Origin of the sequence: Kribbella sp. NBC_00382 (assembly GCF_036067295.1) — a bacterium.
In the GTDB taxonomy this organism is placed as follows: domain Bacteria; phylum Actinomycetota; class Actinomycetes; order Propionibacteriales; family Kribbellaceae; genus Kribbella.
Window position 1 is genome coordinate 2,661,780 of record NZ_CP107954.1, and the last position, 23,686, is coordinate 2,685,465.

The following is a 23,686-nucleotide window of genomic DNA, read 5'->3' on the forward strand; positions in this document are numbered from 1 at the left end:
TCTCAACCCCCACCGCCGACTCAGCTGGCGGGTCCGGTCGAGTCCGTCAGTTGCCGGTCTGGGTGGGGTCGTAGGCGCAGGCGTCGGCGAGGTTCTGCGGCTCGCCGGCCGGGGGCTTCACGGTCGTCGTCTTCTTGCCCGGCTTCTTCGTCGTCGAGGAAGACGGCTTGCCGGACGGGGTCGAGGCGACCGGCTTGGTCTTCGGCTGAATCGCCTTCTGGACCAGCTCGCGCATCGCCTCGTAGTCCGGGTTCTGGCCGGTCGGGAAGTTCTTCGACTTGTCCAGGTCGACGTTGGTGACGTTGGCGTTCTTCACCTTGAGGCCGAGCTCGATGAAGTCTCCCAGGATGTCGCCCGGGATGTCGGTGCGCAGCAGCTGCTTGCCGGCGGCGGCGATCTGGTTGTAGCTCGTCACCAGGGCGGCCGGGCTCGCGCTGTTCACCAAGGCGTGGATCGTGCAGCGCTGCCGCTCCTGCCGGGACGGGTCGCTCAGGCCGTACCGGCCGCGGGCGAACCAGAGGGCGTCGTGGCCGTTGAGCTTCTGGTTGGGGCCGGGCTGCAGGTAGCCGGACGGCTTGCGGGCCGTGTTCGAACCCGGGCCGGCGCCGTAGTCGCCGCCGATCGGCACCTTGTAGTTGATGTTGACGGTGATCCCGCCGAGGGCGTCGATGATCTGCTCGAAGCCCTTGAGGTTGACCTGCATGTAGTAGTCGATGTCGAGACCGAGGGCCGCGCCGGCCGACAGCTTGAGCACGTCCGCGCCCATGTTGTCGGTCGCGCCCAGCAGGCCCGGGTACTTCTTCGGGATGTTGTCGTACATCGAGTCCAGGTAGTACTCCGGCTGCTCGGCCGGGCCGCTCGGGTCGTAGTACCCGTCGGGGAACTTCTCGTGCAGCGGGGAGTCCTCGGGGAACGGCATCCGCATCCAGTTCCGGCTGAGCGAGATCAGCGCGGTGTCACCGGTCTTGGTGTCGATACTGGCGACGATCACCGTGTCGGTCCGGGTGCCTTCGCGGCCGACGCCGTCGTCGGCGCCGAGCAGGACGATGTTGAGCCGGGGCTTCTTGGCCCACGGGTCCTTCTTGTCGACGTTCGGCCGGGTGGCGCTCTTGGAGTCCTTCTCGGACTTGAAGACGCTGCCGACCAGGTCGCGCTGGGCCATCACGGTCTGCGCGGCGAAGGTGGTCGGGACGGCGATACCGAAACAGAGCAGGCCCACGAAGGCTGAACCGGTGAACCGGCCGACCGAGGTCAGGCTGATCGGGCGGAGCAGCTTGTGGGACGAGACGACGATGCAGATCCAGATCAAGCCCATCACCAGGACGCCGCCGGTGGCCAGCAGCAGCCGGCTCGGGTTGACGGCGAGGTCGACGATGGCGCCACGCTGGGTGAGGGCCACGTACGCGGCGAGCAGCAGCAGGCCGGCGTACAGGGTGATCACGAACGCACCGAGCTTCTTACGGCCGCCCAGGACGAAACCGAGGCCGGGGATCAGAGCACTGACCAGGGTCAGGCCGAGGGCCTTGGAGACGGTCCGGCTGCGGTAGGCGCGCTGGGCGCGTTGCCGGGACCGGTTGGCGCGAGGCGCGGACCTGCGTCCAGCTGCGCGAGTACTCCGCGTCATGGCTCCGTTCCCTGATCGACGACGTGGCGGCGTGCGGGACCGTCAGAGTAGGTCCCTCTTACTCAGACGCCGACACGGCCTCCTTGGTTGACGTCAGTTACGACCCCCGTCGATTCGGCCAGGTTACAGGGGAACGGAACCCGCCCCCAAGACGGCCATCCGGCCCCACTTTGCTGCCGGGCCGGTTGTCCGGATAGTCTTGGCCGTCGTCGCATCGCAGTCGGATGCGCGGAGGAGGCGTCGCCTAGTCCGGTCGATGGCGCCCGCCTGCTAAGCGGGTTGAGGGTAATCCCCTCTCGAGGGTTCAAATCCCTCCGCCTCCGCAGTACCCGAGAGCCGCCCAGCCGCAAGGCGAGGCGGCTCTCTGCTTTCCCGCCCCCACCAGCTCCACCGCTTTCCCGCCCCACCGGCTCCACGGCTCGCCCGAGCCCGCCGGCTCCACGGCTCGCCCGAGCCCGCCGGCTCCACGGCTTGCCCGAGCCGCCAAGCCCATGGCGCGACCAGCCACGTCAGCCCACCCGATCGCCCAGCCGCCTCCCGCCACACCTCGTGGCGCCTGGCGCCACCCCGGCCCCGGACCGCCACGACACACCAAGCACGACATCAACCCACAAGCGACCCGACCCTGAGCCCGCACTTCGCTCACGCTGCAGGAGGAATGTGAGTAGGCGTGTGATGACCGCCCGCCCCGCGCCCCCTCGGCTTCCCCCCGACGCTGACGCCAACGGCCGCTTGGGGCAGGGCTCTCGTGCCTACCAGCAGGAGGCAGCCAGAGTTACCACCCAGGCCGAGGTACGCGCAGCGCCACGAGCCGGACGGCGTAGGCCGACCGTGGGGCGAGCAGTATGTTCCTGACGGCAGGTGGCTCTGCCGGGTCGTCGCACTCGCTGCAATCGTCGGCACGTCTGGTCCGGGATATGCCCGAGGTGACACCTCCGCCTCCAGGGCTGATCGGCATCGAAGGGGTCGATGTCGTCAGCATCAAGGCGTGGGCGAGGTGGCGCCCAGCGCCACGAGCTAGGGACGGGGGCGGAGCTGCACCTGTGACCACCACCCATGCCCGCGTCGACGGCGTCGGCGATCGTCGAACCACCGGTGGCTCGGGTGCTGCGCTGATCGACGCCTCTGGTCTGGGGACAGGCCCGGGGTGACCACATTCACCTCCAGGGCTGACCGCGCCAAAGGAGGTCGACGCCGTCAGCATCCAGGCGGAGCGAGGTGGCGCTCGGCGCCACGAGCTGGCGATGGCGGGGCATGCATGGGGTGGTTACGTTCGCTCATGGGCTGGTCGGCATCGAAGGGGTTGATGTCGTCAGCATCCAGGTGGAGGCGAGGTGGCGCGCAGCGCCATGAGCCTGTGTACGGCGGGCTGGTGGTTAGTCGAAGGCTAGGTGTTTGGCTTCGGCTAGGCGTTCGGCGGAGCGTGGTGTCATGGGTTCTGTACCGGCGATCAGGTGGGTTACGCCCAGGGACTCGTAGTGCTTGAAGGATTGGGCTAGGTCTTCGATTGAGCCCTTGAGGGTGTTCGCCTCAGGCTCGGCTACGGAGGGCTGGTTGGGGTCTGTGACGGTGATGCCGACGGTGAGTTCGACAGCATCGGCTGGGCGGTCGGTGGCGGCGATGGCGGACCTCATGTCGTCGAGGCGGGACTTGACCGTGTCGTCGGCCTCGCCGAACCAGGCGGTGTTCCACTGGTCGGCCCACTTGGCGGTGAGGTCGAGCATGCGGGGTCTGCGGGCTGCGACCAGAAGAGGGATCTGGCGCAAGGGTGGCGGCTGCAAAGCCAGGTCTTTCACCCGGTGGTACGTACCGTCGAACGTCACCGTCTCGTGCCGCAGCAACCGGGCGACGATCTCCAGCCATTCCTCGAACCGGCCCACCCGATGGTCGGTCGGCAGGCCGAAGGCCTCGTACTCCGGATCGTGCCAACCAGCCCCGACGCCAAGGATCAACCGCCCGTCCGACACCAGGTCAAGCGTCGCCGCCATCTTGGCCGTCAGCCCCGGATCCCGGAACGACGAGCAGAGCACCATGTTCCCCAGCTCCACCCGCGAGGTCACCGCGGCGACCGCACTCAGCAGCGTCCACGACTCGTGCATCCCGTAGATCGTCTCGTCAGGCGCCTTGTAGAAGTAGTGATCGGCCAGCCACACCGAGTCCAGCCCGGCCTCGTCGGCCGCCACCGCCATCGCCTTCGTGTCCGCCCAGGTCGGCATCTCTCCGGTCGGACCGTCGTTCCCACCGACCGGCAGCATCACTCCGATTTTCATCTCGCCAACCTAATCCGCCCGCCGCAGACGCGCTCCCCGAATCTGCGGCGGGCAGATGGGTCAGGCGAAGCTCAGCTCCAGCAGCCCGCCAGAGAAGGTCGGCTGCAGTACTGCCTCAACCCGCAGGAACTGCGCCCGCACAGGAGCAAACGAAACCGAGTTGAGCCGGTCGCGATCCACCCCGTACGCCGATGCGCCCTCGACAGCCCGCCACGTAGAACCGTCCAGCCACAGCACCCGCCAAGACGCCGGCACCCGGCATGCCCCGGACCCGGTGTCGTCGAACCAGTACGCCGCCACCCCAGACACCGCCCGCACCGACCGCAGGTCGTACTGGATCCATTCAATCGTCCCCCGCCGATCCCACCAGGTGAAGCGCGGTATGGACGTGTCTGCCGACGACGACGGAGTACGCCCGTCGTCAACAGCCTCCAGCGAGTCCGCGTCATTCACATGCGAAGCAGTGACCCGAGTGCGATACCGCCACGCAGTACCTCCGCTAGCCACCGACGGGAACGAGGTGATGCGCAACCGCGCCGCCCCCATCGGTACCAGCGTCACCTGCTCCACCGGCTGGGTCGACCGCGCCGGGCTGGCCTGGAGCAGACCGACCACGTCCTCGGAGTCCGCCTCCCACTCGGGGATGCGGCGAGCCGACCCCTTCAAGAGCAGCGGCGTACCGGCGTGAGTGAAGGGATTAGCGCCGCGCGGAACAGTACGGCGTACAAGGTCAAACCCACTACCGGCGACCAGGCCGTAGTTCCAGGGGGACTCCGGGTAGACGGCTAGCTCCGGCCACTCCGTTGTGCCGCCGATCGCCTCCGTGCGCTCCTCGATAGCCAGCGAATACGTCAGTGGGCCGCGAGAGACCGACACAGCTCCATGGTTGTCCGGCCAGACGCGAGTAGTCGTCCGCATCGGCAGTACCAGCTTCACCCGGTCCCCTGAGCGCCAGGCGCGGTCCAGCTTGACCCAGCCGCCCTCAGCCCGCGCAGGCGTCCGAACCGAGTTGACTGTGACAGTGAAGTCGCCTGCCCAGCCAGGAACCCTTAGATACAAGGGGAACCGAGCACTCCCGTCAACAGTGAAGGTGATCGTGTCCCCGAACGGGTACTCGGTGTCTGCGACGACGCTGACCGGAGTACCGGCTGCCCCGACCTTCGCTGTGACCTTGCTGGCGGCATACATAGAGGCGGCCAGCCCGTTGTCGGTAGTGGCCAGCCAGAGCTCCTGTGCGTAGTACGGCCAGCCCATGCCGTAGTTGTGCGGGCAGCAGCGGTACTGATGCACCCCGTACTTGTAAGCCTGCATGGCAAAACCGTTCTGGAACTGCCCATGCTTCACCCGGTCGTCCAGCTGGATGCTGTTGGCGGAGGTGATGTAGTGCATGACCCGCTGCTGCTCGTCGTACGAGGCTGGGAGCAGGTTGAAGGCGAGCTCCTCGCAGCGGTCCGTCCAGTCGGTATCGCCGGTGAAGCGGGTCAGCATCTCGAACGTATGCATCAGCTCGACGATCCCGCACGTCTCGAAGCCCTGCCGCGGGTCGCCGAAACCAGGTCGCGAGTTCTCGTCCCCAGCGAACCCACCGCCGGGGAACTGCCCATACAGGCCCATGATCGTCGCGTAGTTCCGGTACGTCGCTGCGCTGTGGCTGGGATCGCCGCTCAGCAGCCCGTACTGCAGTGGCTCCCGGATGCCTTGCGCCAGGTTGACGTTGTGCCAGGTGGGGATGCCGTTGACGTAGTCGGCCGAGCCCGAGTGCATCTTGGCGACCAGGTCGAGCAACCACTCATCACCGGTGCGGTTGTAGAGCCAGTAGGCGCTGTCAATGTTGTCACCCCAGCGGAAGGCGCCCCAGGACCGGTTGAAGACCTCGGCCGGCTGGTTGTCCTGGAACTGCAGATAGCGCGTCATGAACGGGATGACCCGCTCGTCACCGCTGTACTCCTGCCAAGAGCGGAAAGCGGCCAGTAGCGGCATACCCGGCCAGAAGTCGGGCCCACCCTCCAGCGACGTCCGCAACCGCGTAGGGCCGAACCACCCGTCGCCAGCCTGGGTAGCGATGATCCCGTTGAGCCAGCGCTCGGCCCTGGTCAGTACGCCGGTATCGCCGGTGACATAGCCGAGATCGCCGAACCCCCTGAGCCAGTAGGGCAGCTCCTCCCACGCACCCTGCGCCGGGTCGACCCAGCCGTTGCCCTCGTAGGGGAGGAAGTCGGAGATCTCGTCGTACCGCCCGCAAAGGCCCTTCACCTGCAAGTCGAGCTGCTGGGCCAGCCAGCCGCGGGGCTCGATCGCACCGGGTGGGAGCTTCTGGAACGGTACTGGTTGCAGGGGAGCGCGGTTGGGGACGTAGTGGCCGCCTCTGGAGGCACGCGGCCCAGTGGCGTGTGCGGCGGTTGGATTGACGGTCATGCCGACAGCCAGGGCGCCGGTGGCAAGCAGGAAGTCACGACGGTGGATCCCTTCGACCATGGTGAAGCCTTTCGCGTGATGGTTCGGGGCGGGTTGCATCACACTTACTTGCTGCACGGACGGAAAAACGGCACACGTTTTCCGTGATCGATACTAAGCTGTCGCCAGGCAGGATGGCAGGGCTCGGGAGGAAAAGATGAGGCAGCAGGCGCGGATCGTGGACGTGGCCGCGCTCGCCGGGGTGTCCGCGGGGACGGCGTCGAAGGCGCTCAACAACACCGGCCAGCTGAGCCCGGCGACGCGGGAGCGGGTTCGGCGGGCGGCCGAGCAGCTCGGGTTCACGCCGGATACGCGCGGGCGGGCGCTGTCGTCGGGGCGGACGTACACGGTGGCCTTGTTGACCACGGACAGTTCGGGGCGGTTCAGCATCCCGATCATGCGTGGGGTCGAGGATGTGCTGAGCGCCGGTGAGCTGGCGACGATTCTGTGCGACACCCGCGACGATCCGCTGCGGGAGCAGCACTACTTGCGGTCGCTGATCGCGCGGCGGGTCGACGGGATCGTGGTGACCGGCCGGCGTACTGAGCCGCGCGGGCCTATCGACGTACCGCTGCCGGTTGTTTATGCGCTGGCTGCGTCCACTGATCCGGACGATGCCTCGGTGATCGTCGACGACGCAGGTGGCGCGGCCTCGGTCGTCACGCATCTGCTGGGGCTCGGGCGCTCGCGGATCGCTCACGTCACTGGTCCGGCCAACCATCGATCGGCCACCGAGCGAGCCCAGGCGGTGGCCACCGCTGCAGGCAACGCCTTTGTGGGTGAGCCACTCTTCGGTGAGTGGAGCGAGCGGTGGGGGCGCCAGTCGGTCGATCAACTGCTGCGCAGCTCGCACCCCGATGCGATCACCTGCGGCAGCGATCAGCTCGCCCGTGGCGTCTGCGACCGACTGCGCGAGCTGGGCAAGTCAGTACCGGTCGACGTGGCGGTCACCGGTTACGACAACTGGTCGGTGATGGCCGAGGCGAGCCGGCCGCCGCTCACGACGGTCGATCTCCAGTTGGAGGAGGTTGGCCGTCGTACTGCGACATTGCTGCTCGACGCCATCGCCGGGGAGCCGCATCACGGCGTACTGGAACTCCCGACCCACCTGATTCCCCGCGAGTCGACGCTGGGAATGTCATAGTCCCTCGACGATTGGGTACTGTCGTCACGTCCAGTTTCGTGAGGCTCTCTGGGACGTTCGCGCCCCTCACGAAAGGCTGTGGTGCTGATGACGGATTTCGCGGTACGCCCGGCGGCGTACGACCTGAGAATCATTCTCGCTCTCGCCCTACCCGCCCACGTCGTCGCCCTGATCGACGACACCTGGCAACCGGCCTGGCTGATCGGCCGCCTGCATCACGCCGACGGCTGGACGGCTCTGGTCCAGTACACGGCCCCCGACGGCCGCGAACTCACCTGCCGGATCCCCGTCGACAGGCTAGGTCCACGGGCCGACACCTGAGATCTTGTCGACGGTGATGTGCGTGATGTACCCGCCCGGCAGATCATCGCCAGGCAGAAAGTCGGCATCCGGTCCCTGGTAGACCTTCGCCAGGCCCCGCAGCAACTCGACCGCGCCTCCTTCGGTGATCCGTGCCGTCCCCTTGATCACCAGGTACTCCGTCAGGCCCATCTCGTTGTGCCGATCAGTCTCGATCGACAGCGCGACCCGCCCGTCACGCCGGATGTTCTGTACTTTGCGGTTGTTGGGCACGTGCGCGGCGACGATCTCGTCCCCGTCCACGCCGACCCACACCACCGAGACCTGCGGACTCCCATCCGGATTGATCGTCACCAGATGCGCGAGGGCATCCGATTCCAGCAACTCCCGCACACTCCCCGGAATCTCCATGCGCTCAACCTAAAGGCGAAGCGCCCCGGCCCATAAGGGTCGGGGCGCTTCTGCAGTCCGACGGCGCTGGCTTCCGGTCAGCTGGTCGGCGTACGGGGTATGTCAGGTACTGCTACAGCTACAGCTACAGCGTCAGCCGAGGCGGGCCTTCAGGTTGTCGAGCTCGAGCTTGAGGGTCGCCGGGACCTTGTCGCCGAGCTTGGTGAACCACTCCTCGATCAGCGGAAGCTCGGCCTTCCACTCCTCGTCGTCGACGTTCAGCGCGACCTGCAGGGCCTCGAGGCTGAGGTCCAGGCCGGTGACGTCGAGCGCGTCCGCGGTCGGTACGAGACCGATCGGGGTCTCGACCGCGTCAGCCGTCCCGTCGAGGCGCTCGATGATCCACTTGAGCACCCGGCCGTTCTCGCTGAAGCCCGGCCAGACGAACTTGCCGGCCTCGTCCTTGCGGAACCAGTTCACGTAGAAGATCTTCGGCAGCTTGTCGGCGTCGTGCTCCTTGCCGACGGTCAGCCAGTGGTTCAGGTAGTCACCGGCGTTGTAGCCGAGGAACGGCAGCATCGCCATCGGGTCGCGCCGGACGACACCGACCTGGCCGACCGCCGCGGCGGTGGTCTCGGACGACAGCGTCGCGCCCATGAAGACACCGTGGTCCCAGTCGCGGGACTGGGTCACCAGCGGCACCGTGGTCGCGCGGCGGCCGCCGAAGATGATGGCGGAGATCGGTACGCCGTTGGGGTCCTCGTACTCGTCGGCGATGATCGGGCACTGCTTGATCGGAGTACAGAACCGGCTGTTCGGGTGGCTGCTGAGTTCGTCCGACTCCGGCGTCCACTCGCGGCCCTTCCAGTCCGTGAGGTGGTTCGGCGGGGTCTGCGAGTAGCCCTCCCACCAGACGTCACCGTCATCGGTCAGCGCGACGTTGGTGAAGAGCGAGTTGCCCTTCTCGATCGTGCGCATCGCGTTCGGGTTGGTCTTCCAGCCGGTACCGGGGGCGACGCCGAACAGCCCGAACTCGGGGTTCACGGCGTACAGGCGGCCGTCCTCGCCGAAACGCATCCAGGCGATGTCGTCGCCCAGCGTCTCGACCTCCCAGCCCTCCAGCGTCGGGTCGAGCATCGCCAGGTTGGTCTTGCCACACGCGCTCGGGAACGCCGCCGCGATGTAGTGGACCTTCTTCTCCGGCGAGATCAGCTTGAGGATCAGCATGTGCTCGGCCAGCCAGCCCTCGTCGCGGGCCATCGCGGAGGCGATGCGCAGCGAGTAGCACTTCTTGCCGAGCAGGGAGTTGCCGCCGTAACCGGAGCCGTACGACCAGATCGTCCGCTCCTCGGGGAACTGGACGATGTACTTCTCGTCGTTGCACGGCCAGGTGACATCCTTCTGGCCTGGTGCGAGCGGGGCACCGACGGAGTGCAGGCAGGGCACGTACTTCGCGTCGGTGCCCATCTTCGCCAGTACTTCGGAGCCGGTACGGGCCATGATCCGCATCGACGCGACGACGTACGCCGAGTCGGTGATCTCGACGCCGAACATCGGCACCTCGGCCGTCAGCGGGCCCATGCAGAACGGCACGACGTACAGGGTCCGACCGCGCATGCTGCCGCGGTACAGCTCCGTCATCAGCGCCTTCATCTCGGCCGGCGCCATCCAGTTGTTGGTCGGGCCGGCGTCGGCCTCGTCGACCGAACAGATGAACGTGCGCTGCTCGACCCGGGCGACGTCGGAGGGGTCGGTGCGGGCCCAGAACGAGTTCGGCTTCTTCTCGTCGTTGAGCCGGACCAGCGTGCCGGCGGCGATCAGCTCGTCGGTGAGCTTGGTGTACTCCGCGTCCGAGCCGTCGACCCAGTGGATCCGGTCGGGCTGGGTGAGTTCGGCAACCTCGGCAACCCAGGCCAGCAGGCCCTGGTGCTCAGTCGGGGCGTTGCTCAGGTCGTAGGCCGGTGTCGTCGTCGGCGGGCTCTCGACTCTGAGGGCAGTCTCGGTATGGGCAGGGCTGGCGGTTGTCGTCATCGGCGGCTCATTCCCTCTCGCTCGCGATCGTCCCGGCGTGTACTCCCGGCCCTCGACGCTGAGGTTTGGGTACGACGTCGGCCGCCGGGGTCTCCGGCGGTTCGATTCAGCTGGCTGGCGGTGTGATCTGTCGCATACCAGTACGTCTAGTGGGCGTATACCAGTGTGCAAGTGGTACTAACGGTACGCGACCGGACCGGGTGTTGAGAACCGGCTGGACGTGAGGCCCGTCACAGATTTCCGCCGACAAGGGCTTTCCCAGCAAAAAATCCGGCCGCGGGGTGGTCACGCGGGGTGTTTGCGGGTCTTGGGTGGTCTTAGACGGTTACTTCGGGGCGTGCAGGGGTCCGGGGGACGGCAGCGGCTCAGGGCTGACCAGCGGCGCAGGGGCCGGTACTGCCGGTCGCTGCTCCTTGGTCTCTGTGCCGATCTTGGTTCCGACGGAGTAGAGAGCGCAGAAAACTCCTAGCACCGCTAGTACTGCTAGTAGCCTCGGCCACCAGCGTTTGCTGCTGACTACTGCCTTCTGGCCGTTGGCCACTGCTGCGTTCTGGCTGCTGGCCACTGCGTCTTGGCTGCTCGGCTCCTGGTCAGTTGGGACTGGTAGTGCGCCGTACTGCGCCAACTGGCTGCGCACTGCGTCTACCGACTCCTGGTCGTTGCCTAGTAGGCCGTCGAGGGGATCCAGGAGTCGCTCTGCGCCTGACTGGCCGGGCACTAGTTGCGTTACGGCGTACGGGCGGTCTGCAGTGAGGTTTGCCGCCCATAGCGGCGTCTGCTGTTCGTGGGGCTCCAGTGCGGCCGTACGGCTCGCGCTGGTCAACCTGTCGCGGACCTGCGGATCTGCTGCGCCCCTGTCGCTGAGGACGAGCGCGACGATCTCCATGCCGGTGAAGGAACGCCCGCGCCAGATCTCGGCCAGTGGGTGCTCCAGTAGCCGCTGGTCGAGCTCATACCCGTGGAGTTCCGGTGTGGCGTTCACTTGCTCTCCCAGAGGGCCCGGTCGGCCAATACCTGAACTGCCCGCTGTGCGGCGACCAGGTCGATCGGGTACGCGGCGTAGTCCACCTGAACGGTCAGGTCGCCGCGGTACACGAGTACTGCGACGTGCGAGTCCCGTCCGTTGGTACCGGCGCGCTTGTCGAGCTTGGTCGGGTACGGCCGATCCTTGACCATCGGCCAGGGCTTGCGGTCGAAGGACTGCCTGGCCACTTCGGCCGGCACGAATGGTGAGCGGCCTGGGCCCGCTTGGCGGCCGGAGTACGGGGTGATCCTGATCGTGAGGGACGCTGCCGTCGGCTCTGGGACGGCGCAGGTCAGCTCGGTGCTGCCTGTTTGGATCAGCCTCGCCGTGGTGGCCTTGGGCAACAATGTGGAGATGTCGCCGAGTCTGGCGCAAAGGTCCTCGGGGAGCAGGCGTGCGGACTGGAGGTCGTCCGGTTGCGCGGGTTTGCCGACGGCGATCCCGATGCCCAGTCCGGCGACTGCGGCGATGCCACAGGCGATCGCAGTACCCCGAACGAGCGGACCAGCCATGCTCGCGACGCTTGCCACGCAGAAATTCCCCTTCGCTTTACCCCGGACGTCGCCTTTGACGCTCCGGGGATGGTCCTGGTTCCTGCCTATGCTGCGGCGGTGACTTCCTTCCCGGACATCGTCGTCGGTACCGCTGGTGAAGTACTCGAGTTGCCGTTCGGCGTCTTCACCGTGCGCATCTCCGGCTCGCAGACCGGTGGCGCTCTGTCCGTCGTCGACTCCGTGCTCGCCGCCGGTGCGCTGGGAGCGGCGCCGCACGTCCATCACGCGCATGAGGAGTATTTCCTGGTTGTCGCGGGTGAGGTCACCTTCGACACGGCGGACGGCGTACTGACTGTTGGAGCGGGTGGGTCGGTGTCGGTGCCGCGCGGGCAGGCGCACGGCTACCGGAACGCGACCTCTGAGGCGGCGCGGTTGACCACAGTGTTCACGCCGGCGGGCTACGAGAACTACTTCCGGGCGGTGGCTGCGGCTGCCGCGTCTGGGGTGGAGATCACGCCTTCGTTGCTGAATGAGCTGCGGGCTGAACAGCGGACGACACCTGCCGACTTCTGACCCCTCTGGCGTGCTTTGGGGAATACCATCCCGGCATGGATCTAGGGGATTTGCTGGGTGGGCGTGACCTCGGTGATGTGAAAAAGGCCGTTGGGTTCGTACTGGACAACTCCGACGACTTCGACAAACTGCTGAAGCTGGTCAAGGACCTGCCGGACGACGCGCTCGGTTTCATCGGCCGTCTCCCGGACCTGATGAAGACGATCGGTACCGGCCTGGCCGAAGCCGGCGAGCAGGCAGCCAAGGCCGCCGGCGCCCTGGTCGGCGACGACGGCGAGGGCGGCGCCCGCAAAGCGCTCACCGGCAGCGCGACGACGATGAACTCGGCCAAGGACAAACTCCACGACGCAGCCGGCATGCTCGCCGGTCTGGCCGGCGAACTCGACAAGATCCCCGGCATCGGCGACGCGGCCGCCAAACGCCTCAACGACGGCAGCGGCAGCATCGGCGGCGTAGCCACCGAAATCGAAAGCCTGGCCGGCAACCTGACAGACCTCTCCGGCATCCTCGCCTCAGTAGGCGAAGCCCTGGCCGGCCTGGGCACCAAGCTGACAGAGTCCGGCGGCTCCGTAAAAACCCTCCTCAACTAGCCCTCGTACGGCGTACCGACAGGCCTCCGTACGCCGTACTCACGCTCGCTGGGGAGCCGATTGGCACCCACCCCGGTCCCGCGTGTATCGTTACCCTTCGTTGTCCGGCGCTCGTAGCTCAACGGATAGAGCATCTGACTACGGATCAGAAGGTTGGGGGTTCGAATCCCTCCGAGCGCGCCAGCAAAACCCCAGGTCACCAGGTGGATGACCTGGGGTTTTGTCATTCCCAGGACCGTGGTTCCCCCACGCGGCCCCACTACGCAGGCTCCTCCGTCGCCCGCTCCGCGGACCGCTCCCACCCACCCTGGGTACGCGTGCTGCGCCCGCTGATTTGAGAGCACCCTGGATCCGTCGCCTCGGCGTTGAGTGACTGACTCCCGACCCGCGTAGCCGCGCTGACGCGGCCCGCGAGTCCCGATGAGCAGATCCGACGCTCAGCTAGCGATTGCAACGCCAGGTGCTGGCCATGATCACCTGAGTCGAACCGAGTCGGACACGGAACTCAGCGAGTTCGCGCTCGCGCAACTCCTGGCAACATCGGTGACAGGCAACAATGAGTAACCCCAGACTCGGCAGAGCAAGGTCACGCAACGACTGAAGGCAGGGGAAGATCATGAAGCTGACTCTCATCGCAGGCGACCCGGACTCTCAGCCCACCAACTCGCCCACCCTCTACAAGACCGACCGGGGAAGCTGGATCGTTCAGGGCTGGGTGGTCGACGACCCCGACGCTCTGGCAACGCTCAAGCTCCCGAACGGTGAGACCGCCGTCGAGATCCCGGATCGCATGATCCAGTTCTTCAAGTAGGACTCGTGGAAGAGATCACCGACGACGAGTTCCAAGAGCTGCTGAAGACGTTCAGCCACAGCTCTATTCACCTTGAGACCCGCGACGCGTACGGCACCGAGGTCGAGCTGCCTCACATGGCGCAGTGGGCAGCAGGCGAACCGGACGACCTTGAGTGGCTTCAAGATTGGTGCGCCACGTTGCGCGGCCATATCGCCGCCGGACGGACAGTGCGACGCGCACGGATCGTCTCTGAGCCTCTCAGTGACTATCAGCGGTGGACCCTCGCGATCGGTCATCCGATTGTCGAGGCCGGCGAAGACGTCCGTTTCGTGCCAAGGCGCGAGGTCTCCGAACTCTGTTTCCCTGGCAACGACTACTACCTGTTCGACGACGAACGAGTCGTTTTCCTGCACTACTCCGGTGCAGGACTGAACAACGCACTGACCACCACGACGAACCCGGCAACCGTCGAGATGTGCCGCAAGGCATTCGACCAGGTGTGGCCGCTGACGATTCCCTACAGTGAGTACAAGCCCGAATAGCTCAGCCCGAAAGGTTCAGGAAGCCCTAGGGCTACGCCTTCGGAATCTGCGCAAAGATGCTGGCCTGACCGGTCGTGAGCTTGCCGCCGCGACCGGTTGGCATTTCACGCGTATCAGCAAGTTGGAGCACGGCGTGCAGACTCCCACCGATGCCGACATTCGGGCTTGGTGCGCAGCCTGCGGAGCGGGGGACCAGGAGGCCGACCTGGTCGCCCAGGCGCGGGCAATCGAGTCGATGTATGTCGAGTACCGACGACGCGGTTCCGCGGGCATGAAGCAACTCATGCTCGCGTTCCAGAAGACCTACGAGACCGCCGAGCAGTTCAGGATCTATGAGCACAACGTGATTCCAGGGCTGTTTCAGACGCCTGAGTACATCCGCGCGATGCTCACCTTCTGGATGCGATTCCTCAACACCAGCAACGATATCGACGAAGCGGTAGCTGCCCGGATGCAGCGCCAGACCATCCTCTACGAAGGCCGGCGAAAGTTCACCGTGGTCCTGGAGGAGAACGCGCTCCGAACCTGGTTCGGCACAGCCGAGACCATGGCCGGCCAACTCGACCGGCTGCTGTCGCTGATGAATCTCCCGAACATCGCTCTCGGAATCGTGCCCGCCATGATCGAGCGCCAGGGCGTCGGCTCGGCGGGTTTCTGGATGTTCGATGACAAGCTCGTCACCCTCGAAACACCCACCGCCAGCATCGAAATCACCCAGCCACAAGAGATCCGCCTTTACGACCGGATGTTCGACCTACTCCGCCAGTCCGCGGTTTACGGCCCGGACGCCCGCGCCCTGATCATCCGAACGCAATCCGAGATGAACACCAGCAACTAGGCGCAACACCGTAGCCGCCTCGTTCGCCCGGTTCCTAGCGTTGCCGTATGACAACCACGGGGAACACGTCGTTCGGAGTCGAGTGGGGCGGCCACCCCGACGACGACCACACCACCGCGACCGGTTGGCCCACACTTCGGCCGGCCGAACGCTGCGACGGCGAAAACCCGATGACCGGTCGAGCCTGCATCAACGGCGACCACAAGGGCTACCACCGTGACAGCCTCGGTGCGGAGTGGCTCGACGACGACTAGCTACCGACCGGTCTGCAATTTGGTGGCCGAAACCCTGGACCTCTATTCAGCCGAACCGACCATCACCCCTCAACCGACCGGCCGCATGTGACCCCTGCAGCCACGCTGGCCCGTCACCAAATCGCTCAGATCGATGAACGGCGGCTCATTCGGTGTTGCCGGCCGCAGGATGGGCCGCGCCTGGGTTCGGGGCTACCTGCCCCCTGAGGAGTGCGCGACCAGCGGCGATGCTGGCATGAATCATGGGTGCCGTGATTGGGATGCTTCCTTCGCCGCGCCGCTGGACGATGCTGATGAAAGCGCCTTCGGTGTTGCCGTCCGCTGTGATTGCGCCATGAACCAGAAATGGCTTGAACTCTTCTGGCTGTGGGGGAACGTCGATGATGATTAGGGTGAGTCCCTGATCGGTTGGTACCAGATCGATCCGTAGGCCGTACGGCGGCGGATAGACGTGCAGGTCGAGAACTCCAAGGTAGCGGGCCGTTGTGTCGGCATAACGCGGTCTGACACCGTGAACCTGCCGGATGATCTCGCCCCCTGGGACCTTCTTCGCCTTGGCGCCAACAACGATGAGCCCACCGTCTTCCGCGTTGGCGAAGCGAGCGACAGCTTGAGCGAGGCTGATCTTTCCTTTGGTGGTCTTTAGGTCGTACTCCTCCCCTTTGGCATCTAGCCAATTGCCTTCAGGCTGGTCGATTAGCAGGTGCGCACCACCCCCGCGCACGAGATCAGCGATGGTGTTGCGCGAGACCTCAGCGTTGGCGAGCGCGTCGCAGAGCTGGAGCACGTCCTCGCCGAGGTGGTAGAGGTCAGCCGCCGTTCGGCCTCGTAGAGGTGTCGCGATCTCAAGGTCGATCGCGAGGAATTCGTGGTCAGACCACGAATAGTTGGTTTCGATGACTCCCAGTTCCGATCGGGCGCGCTTGAGGAGCGGCGCGACCAGGCGCCGAACCTGCCCCAGTGCGGGCTTCTCATCACCATCATCTGGCCATGGAGCCGTGCAGGTGACGGTGACGACTAGTTGTTTGTCTCTAGCCAGGAAGCCGATCTGGCCGAGAGGGCTGTCCGAATCGAAGTGTCCCTCGGGGACATTCGAGACACCTGCCCGGCCCCAGCCGGAGCCGTAGAAATCGCCCGCAGAGAGAAGAGCATTTTTAAGATCGGATGCAGAGACCAGAGTCAGCTCCTCTTGCATGAGTACAAGCTCGCCATCGGGCCCACTTCGGCGCTCGTCACCCCGAACAACCCAATCTTCAGTGCGCCGCGAGAATGAGATTGATGGCATCGGCTAAGACTATCGATCGGGTCGGATGACCGCAGATCATATTGCCACTGCCTCCTATTGCCGGATTGACCTCTTATGGATCAAGGGCGCGCCGCCGGCCTGGGGCGAGCCCATGCGACCTGGCGGCCGAACCTCGCCCCATCCCGGCGGCGCAGCGGGCGAACCTGCATGCATGCCTCCGGCGGGGGCCTCACAACTCCGGGATGGGTTGTCTTCCCGCCTGCCGCTCAGCCCAGTCAGGACCTATCAGGAGCCTCAGAGCGGCCAAGATCGTTCGTCCAGCAGGGCGCTCCATCTTGGCCCCTCTGGCGTCTCCTGATCGCGCTACGCGTGGGCTGAACGGCAGACGGGAAGACACCTCTTGGACTGGGGACTACGTCACTCCGAGTTCCTTCTTCATCGCCAACCGAAGAGCAGCGATGTTCTTCTTCACTGGAAGATCAATGTTGCCCTGCCTTTCCAGGATCGCCGTTGCAAGATGATCAGCCAGCCTTGCAGAGGTTGACGTAGTGATCTGATCGACGTCCTCACCCGCCAGGAGCGCTACCTTCGATTGAGCGGCATGGAGGGCTACGACGGTCTGCGTGATCTCGCTGGCAGTCGGTCGACCGGGATGCCCGATGTCAACAACTTGCGCTCTGCTCAGGACGGAGAGAGAGTCCAGTACGTGCTGGTGGAAGCTGGCATAGACGACACGTCGTTCGTCACGCAATGTCTGCTGGTTTGTGAGATGAGCTTGGTTACGCGTGTTGACAGTCTGGATTGCTCCAGTGATGAGACCGCCGAGAAGAGTCCCGGCCAGCGTGAACCAGGCGAGCGCGTACGGGGACAGGTTCGTTGCAGGATCCGAGGCTGCCGCTACTACAGCTATGACCATAAACGGAGCATAGAAGGTCACTAGCGGGACAGGCAGGCTTTAGCACCCTCATACTGAGCCTCATGAACTGGGCTCCGTTCGTCCTCGCATGCATCCCAGCAGCGACTGCCCTCTTGGCTGCGACAACCGCGGCTCGGTCAGCACGAAAAACAAAGTTGCTTGAGACGCAGGCTCAGCATGTGCGTGACCTTGAAAATCGGTTAGCCGAGAAGAAGTACGCGGTCTACCAGCCGATGATCGATCTGCTCAGCAAGATGCTGGACCTAGATGCGGCGAGGGCTGCGGACCCGGATGAGCTGAAGTCGGCTTTTGGGAAGTTCGATGCTTGGATCGTGATCTATGGCTCTGACGCGGCGGTGAGGGCCTGGCACCACTTCCGTCAAGGTTCCTTCAACGACGCACCGTCGATCTTGCTGATTCGCTTCTACGCAGACTTTGTTATGGCTGCCCGGCGCGACATGGGTCACCTGGACACGACTGTGTCCGCGATGGAGCTCGTCGGAACGAGAATCAACGATATCTATGGAGAGAACAACGAGATGGCGACGGTCCTCACCCTCGATTGGGTAGATCTAGCCAAGCACGTGGACTGGACACCGCCGTGGATGGCTGACCGTTCCAAGACAGAAGTCGAGAGCGCCAGGTCGCCAGCATGACCGGATTGGCATGAGGACCTCGATAGACACTATCGGTTCACTCGTAATCGGGGCCCGCTGCTGACCCCAGTCTGACCCCAACGTGCCCTAACGATTGGCTCCTGTTGGCACCGATCGGATCGCCGACGCGGGGGCCGCGATGAGGCGCGGCGCAGTTTGCAGGGTCCTACGGATCAGAAGGTTGGGGGTTCGAATCCCTCCGAGCGCGCCAGCACGAGCCCAAGTCATTCAGGTGGATGACCTGGGCTTTTGTGTTCCCAGTAGCGTTCAGCCGCCGTCTTGAGATCGTCGCTCGCATAGACGTAGGTCTTCATCGTCAAGGCGGCGTCGTAGTGAACAGCCCACTTGCCGCGAACAGATCGTCGGCCGACCCGGCTCCTACGCGGGTGCTGATAAGTAATCTGTCGCCAGCGGCAGATGACGGCGTACGCGCATGCGTGGGAGATCCGGGACGCCTACGTCTATCAACCGTTCGAGGGCTGGCGTGGGGGCGGGGCGGAGGTTCCGCATGTTCCTGCGCGGGTGACGTGTCACTGGCGGCGGACCTGCTGGAGGCGCCACAGGGAAGCGGGTCTCGGGAGCCTAGAGCAGTTGCGGCGGCCGGCGCGGACCGGGAATGGGCATTGGGAAGGCTCTGGAGCGGGTGGATGAAGTCGCCGCGTTCGGGCTGGGCAGGGTACGGCTGGACAGGGTTCCGCCGAACCGGCTGGCGGCACTGGCCCTGAGGGGCCTTGGGACAGAAGGCGGCAAACCTTGAGCGGATGCCGGAACGAAGCACACCGCGCTGCTGACGTCAGTCATACGGCACCGTTCGGCCCCTTGCGTCCCCCGGAGGCGCTAGGAGTGACTCCGGGGGACGTGCTGGGTGGATGGTTCAGCTACAGGTTCCGTCGCACGGTTCGACCCAGGCGGTGCCGCAGCCGCTCGGGCGGTATTCACAGTTTCCGGGGTAGCAGTGCAGGTCTCCGCACCAACCATCCGTGGTAGCGCAGGGGCAGGTGTCCACGGTGCCGGTTCTCGCCGTCTGGGTCCGTGCGGCAGGGGCGGGGCCGAGAGTCGCGATCGCGGCGTACGCCTCCGGCTTGCCGAATGCTTCGATCGCCGCGTCCCTCAGGGCGCGGAGTCTCGTCGTGTCGGCGGACCGCCCGGCCTGCGCCGGTTCCCAGATCTCGTGCCGGGCGACGAGGGCACGGGCCTCGTCGAGGACCCTGTGCTGTTCGGGAGTAAGGCTGGGCCGGGCGGCGCGGAACTGATCGAGATGGGCCGTCCACAGCCGGCTGCGGACCTCGGGCGCGGAAGCGGTGAAGATCTCCCGACGGAAGGTCAGCGGATACTTCGCGAAGGTGTCGTAAGTATCGGGCAGGGCCGCCCGGTTTACCGCGACCCAGTCACGGGCCGATTGCTTCTCGATGTCGGCGAAGGCAGGCATCGTGCCGGTCAGGGCCATGCCTGCTATGACGCCAACCCCACCCGACAGCCGCAGGAAGTGCGCCCGGCTTAGCTGCGCCGTACCGGTCGGGGCGCCCGGTAGTTCATCGGCCCGGCCGTCAGCGCGGCGGCGAAGCCTCCCCAGTGCCTGGATGACCCGGGCGCTCGCGGCCAGCCCGAGTCGACGGGCGAGTGGAACCGCGATCGCACGCCCGGTCCATGCCCGGACCCGATCGCCGTCCACCCGCAGCAGGGTCGGTGCCCACACCGGGTCAGGGCCCAACGCCCGAACCCGGAGGGTTTGTACGTCGGCGTCCCCCAGCGGTCTGATCTCCAGACCCGGTCCGGATGCTTCCGCAACCGCTTCGGACACACTGGTGCACGTTCCGCACGATGCGTCGAACGCAAGAATCCACTGCTGAACCATGGGCATCCTTTCTCGTCTCAGCCGATCACGCTGGAGAACCAGCGTGGTCGGTCACGCTACAAGGGCTGGAGGTCACGCGTTGTGGTCGAGCGGCTGCTCCAAGTGCTCCTCCGTCGCTCGCTCAGCGTGCAGCTCCCACCCACCCTGGGCGGCCGAATAGCTCCGAGGGCTGCCCCGGTCGTGTCGACGAGTGCCTCAGGCTTGGTCGAGCAGATGGCGAAGGTTGCGCAGCTCGAGGTACTCGTTCTCGACGTAGTCGCGGTGCGGCCGTCGCACGTCGTCTCGTGCGAGGTAGTCGCGTACAGCCTGCTCGGCTGCCTGGATGTTGCCCGTGGCGAGCAGGAGGTCGGCTACGTCGAGTGCTGCTGCCGGCGTCATACCGAGTTCTTCTTCGTCGCCTGCCTGGAACTTGTCGAGGATGACCTGTCGGTTCGTGAACTGACCGAGCCAAGTCAGTCCCATGTCTCGCATGGCGTCTATCGCCTGCTCCTGGGATGGCTCGAAGTCGAGCGGCCACCACACGTCGTTCTGCTCTGGCATCAGTTCGCCAATGCGCTTTCTGAGCTGACAGTCGTAGTCGTTGATCCAAGACGAGCGGGGTGGCCCGTCGCGATCCATCTCGGGGACGAACACGCCTAGGTTGATGGTGAAGAGTCCATGCATGTTGACCCTGATGCCCGCCAAGACGTCGGGTCGCCCCGATGGGTCGTAAGATCCCATCTGGAAGTTGACCAGGTGCACCAGCCCATCCTCGACGCGACGATTGAAGGTGTGGCGTCGCTTCTTGAAGCCCGCCGACTTCAGCAGCGGCGCGGCGACCGCAACGATTTGCGCCATTGCCTCAGCAGTCGGTGTCGATGACATGCGCATAGCGTTCCGTGACGCAGTTGCTGTGACAAGTCGCCCAAGATCTCCAGCAGCACCGCAGGATTAGGGATCAAGCTGGATGTCTGTGGTGGTTCGGGAAAGCCCTCGCTCTTGCTGTGTTGGGCCGTCGATAGCATCGGCGGCATGGCGACTCGGCTTGTTCAGATCAATATGAAGGCTCGGGATGATTCCGCGCTGGGTGGGTTTTGGGCCGAGGCGGTGGGGTGGAGTGTCTCTAGTGAGGGGCCTGGGGTTACCAATCTTGAGCCTGAGGGGTTTGTTTACCCCGATCCTGTTGCTGTCTGCGTCGACCTTGTTGTCTCGGCGGAAGCCAAGACGGTGAAGAACCGTGTGCATGTTGACCTCGCGACCAGATCCTCGGGCCATCAGGCGGAGGTGGTTGCGCGGCTTGAGGGGCTTGGGGCGACGCACGCCGACGTGGGGCAGTGGGACGTGCCGTGGGTGGTTATGGCTGATCCTGAGGGGAACGAGTTTTGTGTGTTGGACTCGCTCTATGAGGACACCGGGCCGATCGCGAAGGTGGTGGTCGACTGTGTTGATCCGCGAGTTATGGCTCGGTTCTGGGGTGAGGCTATGGACTGGGTTGTGCACGAGGTGACCGACGACAAGGCGGTACTGCGGTCCGCTAAAGGCGTCGGGCCGTATCTGGAGTTCCGCCGGACGCCCGATGTGAAGACCGTGTGGAATCGGGTCCATCTCGACGTGCGCCCTTACCCAGGGGACGATCCGGAGGCTGAGGCGGCCAGGCTGCGGGGGCTCGGTGCCACCGTCATCGACCTTGGGCAGAGCGAGGTCCACTGGACGGTGCTCGCCGACCCGGAAGGTAATGAGTTCTGCCTCCTGTCGCCAAGCTGACGGCCTCCAATTGGCCTGAGGGTGGGGTTGGATGGGTGGGTGGATGGCCAGGTCAGTGTGGGTGGGCGGGTTCTTCGGTTTTGTTTGTATGGGCCGGTGGGTGGGGTGCCGGTGGTTGAGTTGTATGGGACTCCTAGTACTCGGTTGCGGCGGCCTGATCAGGTGGCGGCGATGGAGGAGAGTGGGGTTCGGGTGTTGATGGCGGATCGGCCTGGGTATGGCGGGTCTACTCGGCAGCCGGGGCGTACTGTCGCTGATTTTGTGCGGGATGTTGAGGTTCTCGCGGACAGTCAGGGATGGGAGCGGTTCGCGGTGGTGGGTGGGTCGGGTGGGGGGCCGCATGCGTTGGCTTGTGCGGCGCTTTTGGCGGAGCGGGTTACCCGGTGTGCTGTGCTCTCCGGGGTTCGGCCGCGGGTTGTGACGCTGCCGCCGGAGGAAGATTTTCGGGGACAGCTCAAGCAGCTTGGCTCCGACATCTTGGCGCAGGTTGAAGCAGGCGGGCCTGAGTATCCGGGAGCGCCACCCGGGCCGCCGGCTTGGGATGACCCGGATGCCCGGGCTCGGCTGATGACGACGTTCGCGGACAGTCTCGATGGCTGGTACGACGATCAGGTCGCTCTCTCTCAGCCGTGGGGGTTCGCCCCGGAGAGCATCGGCGTCCCGGTCGGCATTTGGTACGGGACGAACGACGAGTTCGTTCCCGAGGACGATGCACGGTGGCTACTTGAGAACATTCCTGGCGCGCAGGGCCATCAGTACCCGGGCGGTCACCTTCCCGGTATCGCGACCCTGAAGGACATCCACCAGTGGGTCAGCTGTCAGGTGAGCCACGAGGCGTAGAAGATGCCTAGGCCGGTTGCTACGAAGATTCCGGCGATGATCCAGAAGCGGATCACTACGGTGACCTCGTCCCAGCCGAGGTGTTCGAAGTGGTGGTGGATGGGGGTGATTCGGAAGATGCGGCGGCCTGTGCCGGTGAGTCGCCTGGTGAGCTTGAAGGTGATCATCTGAAGGATCACCGACATGGTCTCGAGGACGAACAGTCCGGCGACGACCGTCATCAGGAGTTCGGTGCGGGACATGATCGCCAGCCCGGCCAAGGCGCCGCCGATGGCTAGGGAGCCGACATCGCCCATGATGATTCGGGCGGGCTTGGCGTTCCACCAGAGGAAGCCGACACAGGCTGCAGCGATGGCGGCCGAGAAGACCGCGAGGTCGAGAGGGTCGCGTACCTGGTAGCACTGCGACTCCACCAGCGTGGGCCGCGAGGAGTCGCACAGCTGGTTGTTCTGCCAGACGTTGATGATCGTGTACGCGCCGAAGATCAGAGCCGAGGAGCCGGCGAGTAGGCCGTCGGCACCGTCCGTGAGGTTGGCGCCGTTGGAGGTCGCGGCGACGATGAACCAGATCACCAGCAGGACCACGATCAGCGGCAGCTTGATCCACCAGTCATGAGTGGTGGAGATGTACTGCGAGGCCGGCCTGACACCGCGGTCGTCGGCGAAGAACTGCGTGGCCAGGACCCCGAAGACGAGCGCGACCAGCGTCTGACCCGCCATCTTGGCTCGGCTGCTCAGACCTTGGTTGTTCTGCGTGTAGACCTTGATGAAGTCGTCGAGGAATCCCACCACCCCGCAGCCGAGGAACAGCAACATCAGCAGCCACGCGCTGGCACTCGGCCGACCACCGGTCAGGATCGTTGCCACCAGGTACGCAGCAGCGGCACTCAGCAGGATCACCAGACCGCCCATGGTCGGCGTACCCCGCTTGACGTGATGCGTCGTCGGTCCGTCGTGCCGGATCGGCTGGCCGAAGCCGTGACGGACGAACCACCCGATGGCGATCCGGGTCCCCAGCAGCGAGCAGAACACCGCCAGCCCGCCACTCAGGAGTATTGCCCGCACAACATCAGCCCCTCTCGGCCATTTCGGGTGGTCGATCCCAGCGAG

The 23,686-nt window shown here is 65.4% G+C and carries 23 protein-coding genes and 2 tRNA genes; 13 read left to right on the forward strand and 12 right to left on the reverse strand.

Annotation, left to right across the window (positions count from 1 at the left end; all coding sequences use genetic code 11):
* Positions 1-46: 46 nt before the first annotated feature.
* Positions 47-1,624, reverse strand: coding sequence for an LCP family protein (locus OHA70_RS13110; RefSeq protein WP_328332088.1), 1,578 nt, complete (start codon positions 1,622-1,624; stop codon positions 47-49).
* Positions 1,625-1,857: 233 nt separating this feature from the next.
* On the opposite strand from OHA70_RS13110, the gene OHA70_RS13115 reads away from it, so the two are divergent.
* A tRNA-Ser gene (locus OHA70_RS13115) sits at positions 1,858-1,947 on the forward strand.
* Positions 1,948-3,000: 1,053 nt separating this feature from the next.
* Here OHA70_RS13115 and OHA70_RS13120 read toward each other — a convergent pair.
* Together OHA70_RS13120 and OHA70_RS13125 are read right to left on the reverse strand one after the other, a co-directional pair.
* On the reverse strand, positions 3,001-3,894 hold the full coding sequence (locus tag OHA70_RS13120; protein WP_328332090.1) for an LLM class flavin-dependent oxidoreductase: 894 nt from the start codon (positions 3,892-3,894) through the stop codon (positions 3,001-3,003).
* Between the two features lie 60 nt (positions 3,895-3,954).
* Positions 3,955-6,369: a beta-L-arabinofuranosidase domain-containing protein gene (locus OHA70_RS13125; protein WP_328332091.1), complete on the reverse strand. Its 2,415-nt coding sequence runs from the start codon at positions 6,367-6,369 to the stop codon at positions 3,955-3,957.
* 136 nt (positions 6,370-6,505) lie between these two features.
* On the opposite strand from OHA70_RS13125, the gene OHA70_RS13130 reads away from it, so the two are divergent.
* Together OHA70_RS13130 and OHA70_RS13135 are read left to right on the forward strand one after the other, a co-directional pair.
* Complete coding sequence (locus OHA70_RS13130) at positions 6,506-7,492, forward strand: LacI family DNA-binding transcriptional regulator (RefSeq protein ID WP_328332093.1); 987 nt, start codon at positions 6,506-6,508, stop codon at positions 7,490-7,492.
* Positions 7,493-7,579: 87 nt separating this feature from the next.
* Positions 7,580-7,813: a hypothetical protein gene (locus OHA70_RS13135; protein ID WP_328332095.1), complete on the forward strand. Its 234-nt coding sequence runs from the start codon at positions 7,580-7,582 to the stop codon at positions 7,811-7,813.
* Here the strand turns inward: OHA70_RS13135 and OHA70_RS13140 are convergent.
* From OHA70_RS13140 to OHA70_RS13155, 4 genes are all read right to left on the reverse strand, one after another.
* Entirely contained in the window at positions 7,790-8,203 is a 414-nt protein-coding gene (locus tag OHA70_RS13140; RefSeq protein ID WP_328332097.1) for a PPOX class F420-dependent oxidoreductase, read from the reverse strand. The two genes, OHA70_RS13135 and OHA70_RS13140, sit on opposite strands and share 24 nt — an antisense overlap.
* A 132-nt stretch (positions 8,204-8,335) precedes the next feature.
* Complete coding sequence (locus OHA70_RS13145; protein ID WP_328332099.1) at positions 8,336-10,213, reverse strand: phosphoenolpyruvate carboxykinase (GTP); 1,878 nt, start codon at positions 10,211-10,213, stop codon at positions 8,336-8,338.
* A gap of 325 nt (positions 10,214-10,538) precedes the next feature.
* Complete coding sequence (locus OHA70_RS13150) at positions 10,539-11,195, reverse strand: hypothetical protein (protein ID WP_328332101.1); 657 nt, start codon at positions 11,193-11,195, stop codon at positions 10,539-10,541.
* Positions 11,192-11,749 (reverse strand): hypothetical protein, encoded by a 558-nt coding sequence (locus OHA70_RS13155; RefSeq protein WP_328332103.1) that lies wholly within the window; start codon positions 11,747-11,749, stop codon positions 11,192-11,194. The genes OHA70_RS13150 and OHA70_RS13155 overlap by 4 nt, the downstream gene beginning before the upstream one ends.
* A gap of 99 nt (positions 11,750-11,848) precedes the next feature.
* Between OHA70_RS13155 and OHA70_RS13160 the strand changes: the two genes are divergently transcribed.
* The 7 genes from OHA70_RS13160 to OHA70_RS13190 all read left to right on the forward strand — a co-directional run bounded on the left by OHA70_RS13160 (position 11,849) and on the right by OHA70_RS13190 (position 15,321).
* Positions 11,849-12,304 (forward strand): cupin domain-containing protein, encoded by a 456-nt coding sequence (locus OHA70_RS13160; RefSeq protein ID WP_328332105.1) that lies wholly within the window; start codon positions 11,849-11,851, stop codon positions 12,302-12,304.
* 35 nt (positions 12,305-12,339) lie between these two features.
* Entirely contained in the window at positions 12,340-12,894 is a 555-nt protein-coding gene (locus tag OHA70_RS13165) for a hypothetical protein (RefSeq protein ID WP_328332107.1), read from the forward strand.
* A 107-nt stretch (positions 12,895-13,001) separates the two neighbouring features.
* Positions 13,002-13,077, forward strand: a tRNA-Arg gene (locus OHA70_RS13170).
* A gap of 433 nt (positions 13,078-13,510) precedes the next feature.
* Positions 13,511-13,705 (forward strand): hypothetical protein, encoded by a 195-nt coding sequence (locus tag OHA70_RS13175; RefSeq protein ID WP_328332109.1) that lies wholly within the window; start codon positions 13,511-13,513, stop codon positions 13,703-13,705.
* A 5-nt stretch (positions 13,706-13,710) separates the two neighbouring features.
* Complete coding sequence (locus tag OHA70_RS13180; protein ID WP_328332110.1) at positions 13,711-14,229, forward strand: DUF6879 family protein; 519 nt, start codon at positions 13,711-13,713, stop codon at positions 14,227-14,229.
* Entirely contained in the window at positions 14,210-15,067 is an 858-nt protein-coding gene (locus OHA70_RS13185; RefSeq protein ID WP_328332112.1) for a helix-turn-helix domain-containing protein, read from the forward strand. The genes OHA70_RS13180 and OHA70_RS13185 overlap by 20 nt, the downstream gene beginning before the upstream one ends.
* A 47-nt stretch (positions 15,068-15,114) precedes the next feature.
* Positions 15,115-15,321 (forward strand): hypothetical protein, encoded by a 207-nt coding sequence (locus OHA70_RS13190; protein WP_328332114.1) that lies wholly within the window; start codon positions 15,115-15,117, stop codon positions 15,319-15,321.
* Between the two features lie 145 nt (positions 15,322-15,466).
* On the opposite strand, the gene OHA70_RS13195 is transcribed toward OHA70_RS13190, so the two are convergent.
* Complete coding sequence (locus OHA70_RS13195; protein ID WP_328332116.1) at positions 15,467-16,516, reverse strand: hypothetical protein; 1,050 nt, start codon at positions 16,514-16,516, stop codon at positions 15,467-15,469.
* Positions 16,517-16,979: 463 nt separating this feature from the next.
* Entirely contained in the window at positions 16,980-17,483 is a 504-nt protein-coding gene (locus OHA70_RS13200) for a hypothetical protein (protein WP_328332118.1), read from the reverse strand.
* Positions 17,484-17,662: 179 nt separating this feature from the next.
* Between OHA70_RS13200 and OHA70_RS13205 the strand changes: the two genes are divergently transcribed.
* A complete protein-coding gene (locus OHA70_RS13205; protein WP_328332120.1) occupies positions 17,663-18,139 on the forward strand; it encodes a hypothetical protein in 477 nt (158 codons plus the stop codon).
* A gap of 874 nt (positions 18,140-19,013) precedes the next feature.
* On the opposite strand, the gene OHA70_RS13210 is transcribed toward OHA70_RS13205, so the two are convergent.
* Entirely contained in the window at positions 19,014-19,940 is a 927-nt protein-coding gene (locus tag OHA70_RS13210; protein ID WP_328332122.1) for a bacteriocin fulvocin C-related protein, read from the reverse strand.
* Positions 19,941-20,189: 249 nt separating this feature from the next.
* Positions 20,190-20,858: a DUF4304 domain-containing protein gene (locus OHA70_RS13215; RefSeq protein WP_328332124.1), complete on the reverse strand. Its 669-nt coding sequence runs from the start codon at positions 20,856-20,858 to the stop codon at positions 20,190-20,192.
* Between the two features lie 147 nt (positions 20,859-21,005).
* On the opposite strand from OHA70_RS13215, the gene OHA70_RS13220 reads away from it, so the two are divergent.
* Positions 21,006-21,737, forward strand: coding sequence for a VOC family protein (locus OHA70_RS13220; RefSeq protein WP_328332126.1), 732 nt, complete (start codon positions 21,006-21,008; stop codon positions 21,735-21,737).
* Between the two features lie 162 nt (positions 21,738-21,899).
* Positions 21,900-22,577, forward strand: coding sequence for an alpha/beta fold hydrolase (locus OHA70_RS13225; RefSeq protein WP_328335120.1), 678 nt, complete (start codon positions 21,900-21,902; stop codon positions 22,575-22,577).
* Here the strand turns inward: OHA70_RS13225 and mraY are convergent.
* Entirely contained in the window at positions 22,556-23,641 is a 1,086-nt protein-coding gene (gene mraY / locus OHA70_RS13230) for a phospho-N-acetylmuramoyl-pentapeptide-transferase (protein WP_328332128.1), read from the reverse strand. The genes OHA70_RS13225 and mraY overlap by 22 nt on opposite strands.
* Positions 23,642-23,686 lie beyond the last annotated feature (45 nt).

What these genes read in the sequence shown, in the direction of transcription:
- OHA70_RS13110 (WP_328332088.1), bottom strand. Translation starts at nt 1,624, where the DNA reads ATGACGCGGAGTACTCGCGCAGCTGGACGCAGGTCCGCGCCTCGCGCC.
- OHA70_RS13120 (WP_328332090.1), bottom strand. Translation starts at nt 3,894, where the DNA reads ATGAAAATCGGAGTGATGCTGCCGGTCGGTGGGAACGACGGTCCGACC.
- OHA70_RS13125 (WP_328332091.1), bottom strand. Translation starts at nt 6,369, where the DNA reads ATGGTCGAAGGGATCCACCGTCGTGACTTCCTGCTTGCCACCGGCGCC.
- OHA70_RS13130 (WP_328332093.1), top strand. Translation starts at nt 6,506, where the DNA reads ATGAGGCAGCAGGCGCGGATCGTGGACGTGGCCGCGCTCGCCGGGGTG.
- OHA70_RS13135 (WP_328332095.1), top strand. Translation starts at nt 7,580, where the DNA reads ATGACGGATTTCGCGGTACGCCCGGCGGCGTACGACCTGAGAATCATT.
- OHA70_RS13140 (WP_328332097.1), bottom strand. Translation starts at nt 8,203, where the DNA reads ATGGAGATTCCGGGGAGTGTGCGGGAGTTGCTGGAATCGGATGCCCTC.
- OHA70_RS13145 (WP_328332099.1), bottom strand. Translation starts at nt 10,213, where the DNA reads ATGACGACAACCGCCAGCCCTGCCCATACCGAGACTGCCCTCAGAGTC.
- OHA70_RS13155 (WP_328332103.1), bottom strand. Translation starts at nt 11,749, where the DNA reads ATGGCTGGTCCGCTCGTTCGGGGTACTGCGATCGCCTGTGGCATCGCC.
- OHA70_RS13165 (WP_328332107.1), top strand. Translation starts at nt 12,340, where the DNA reads ATGGATCTAGGGGATTTGCTGGGTGGGCGTGACCTCGGTGATGTGAAA.
- OHA70_RS13175 (WP_328332109.1), top strand. Translation starts at nt 13,511, where the DNA reads ATGAAGCTGACTCTCATCGCAGGCGACCCGGACTCTCAGCCCACCAAC.
- OHA70_RS13190 (WP_328332114.1), top strand. Translation starts at nt 15,115, where the DNA reads ATGACAACCACGGGGAACACGTCGTTCGGAGTCGAGTGGGGCGGCCAC.
- OHA70_RS13195 (WP_328332116.1), bottom strand. Translation starts at nt 16,516, where the DNA reads ATGCAAGAGGAGCTGACTCTGGTCTCTGCATCCGATCTTAAAAATGCT.
- OHA70_RS13200 (WP_328332118.1), bottom strand. Translation starts at nt 17,483, where the DNA reads ATGGTCATAGCTGTAGTAGCGGCAGCCTCGGATCCTGCAACGAACCTG.
- OHA70_RS13215 (WP_328332124.1), bottom strand. Translation starts at nt 20,858, where the DNA reads ATGTCATCGACACCGACTGCTGAGGCAATGGCGCAAATCGTTGCGGTC.
- OHA70_RS13220 (WP_328332126.1), top strand. Translation starts at nt 21,006, where the DNA reads ATGGCGACTCGGCTTGTTCAGATCAATATGAAGGCTCGGGATGATTCC.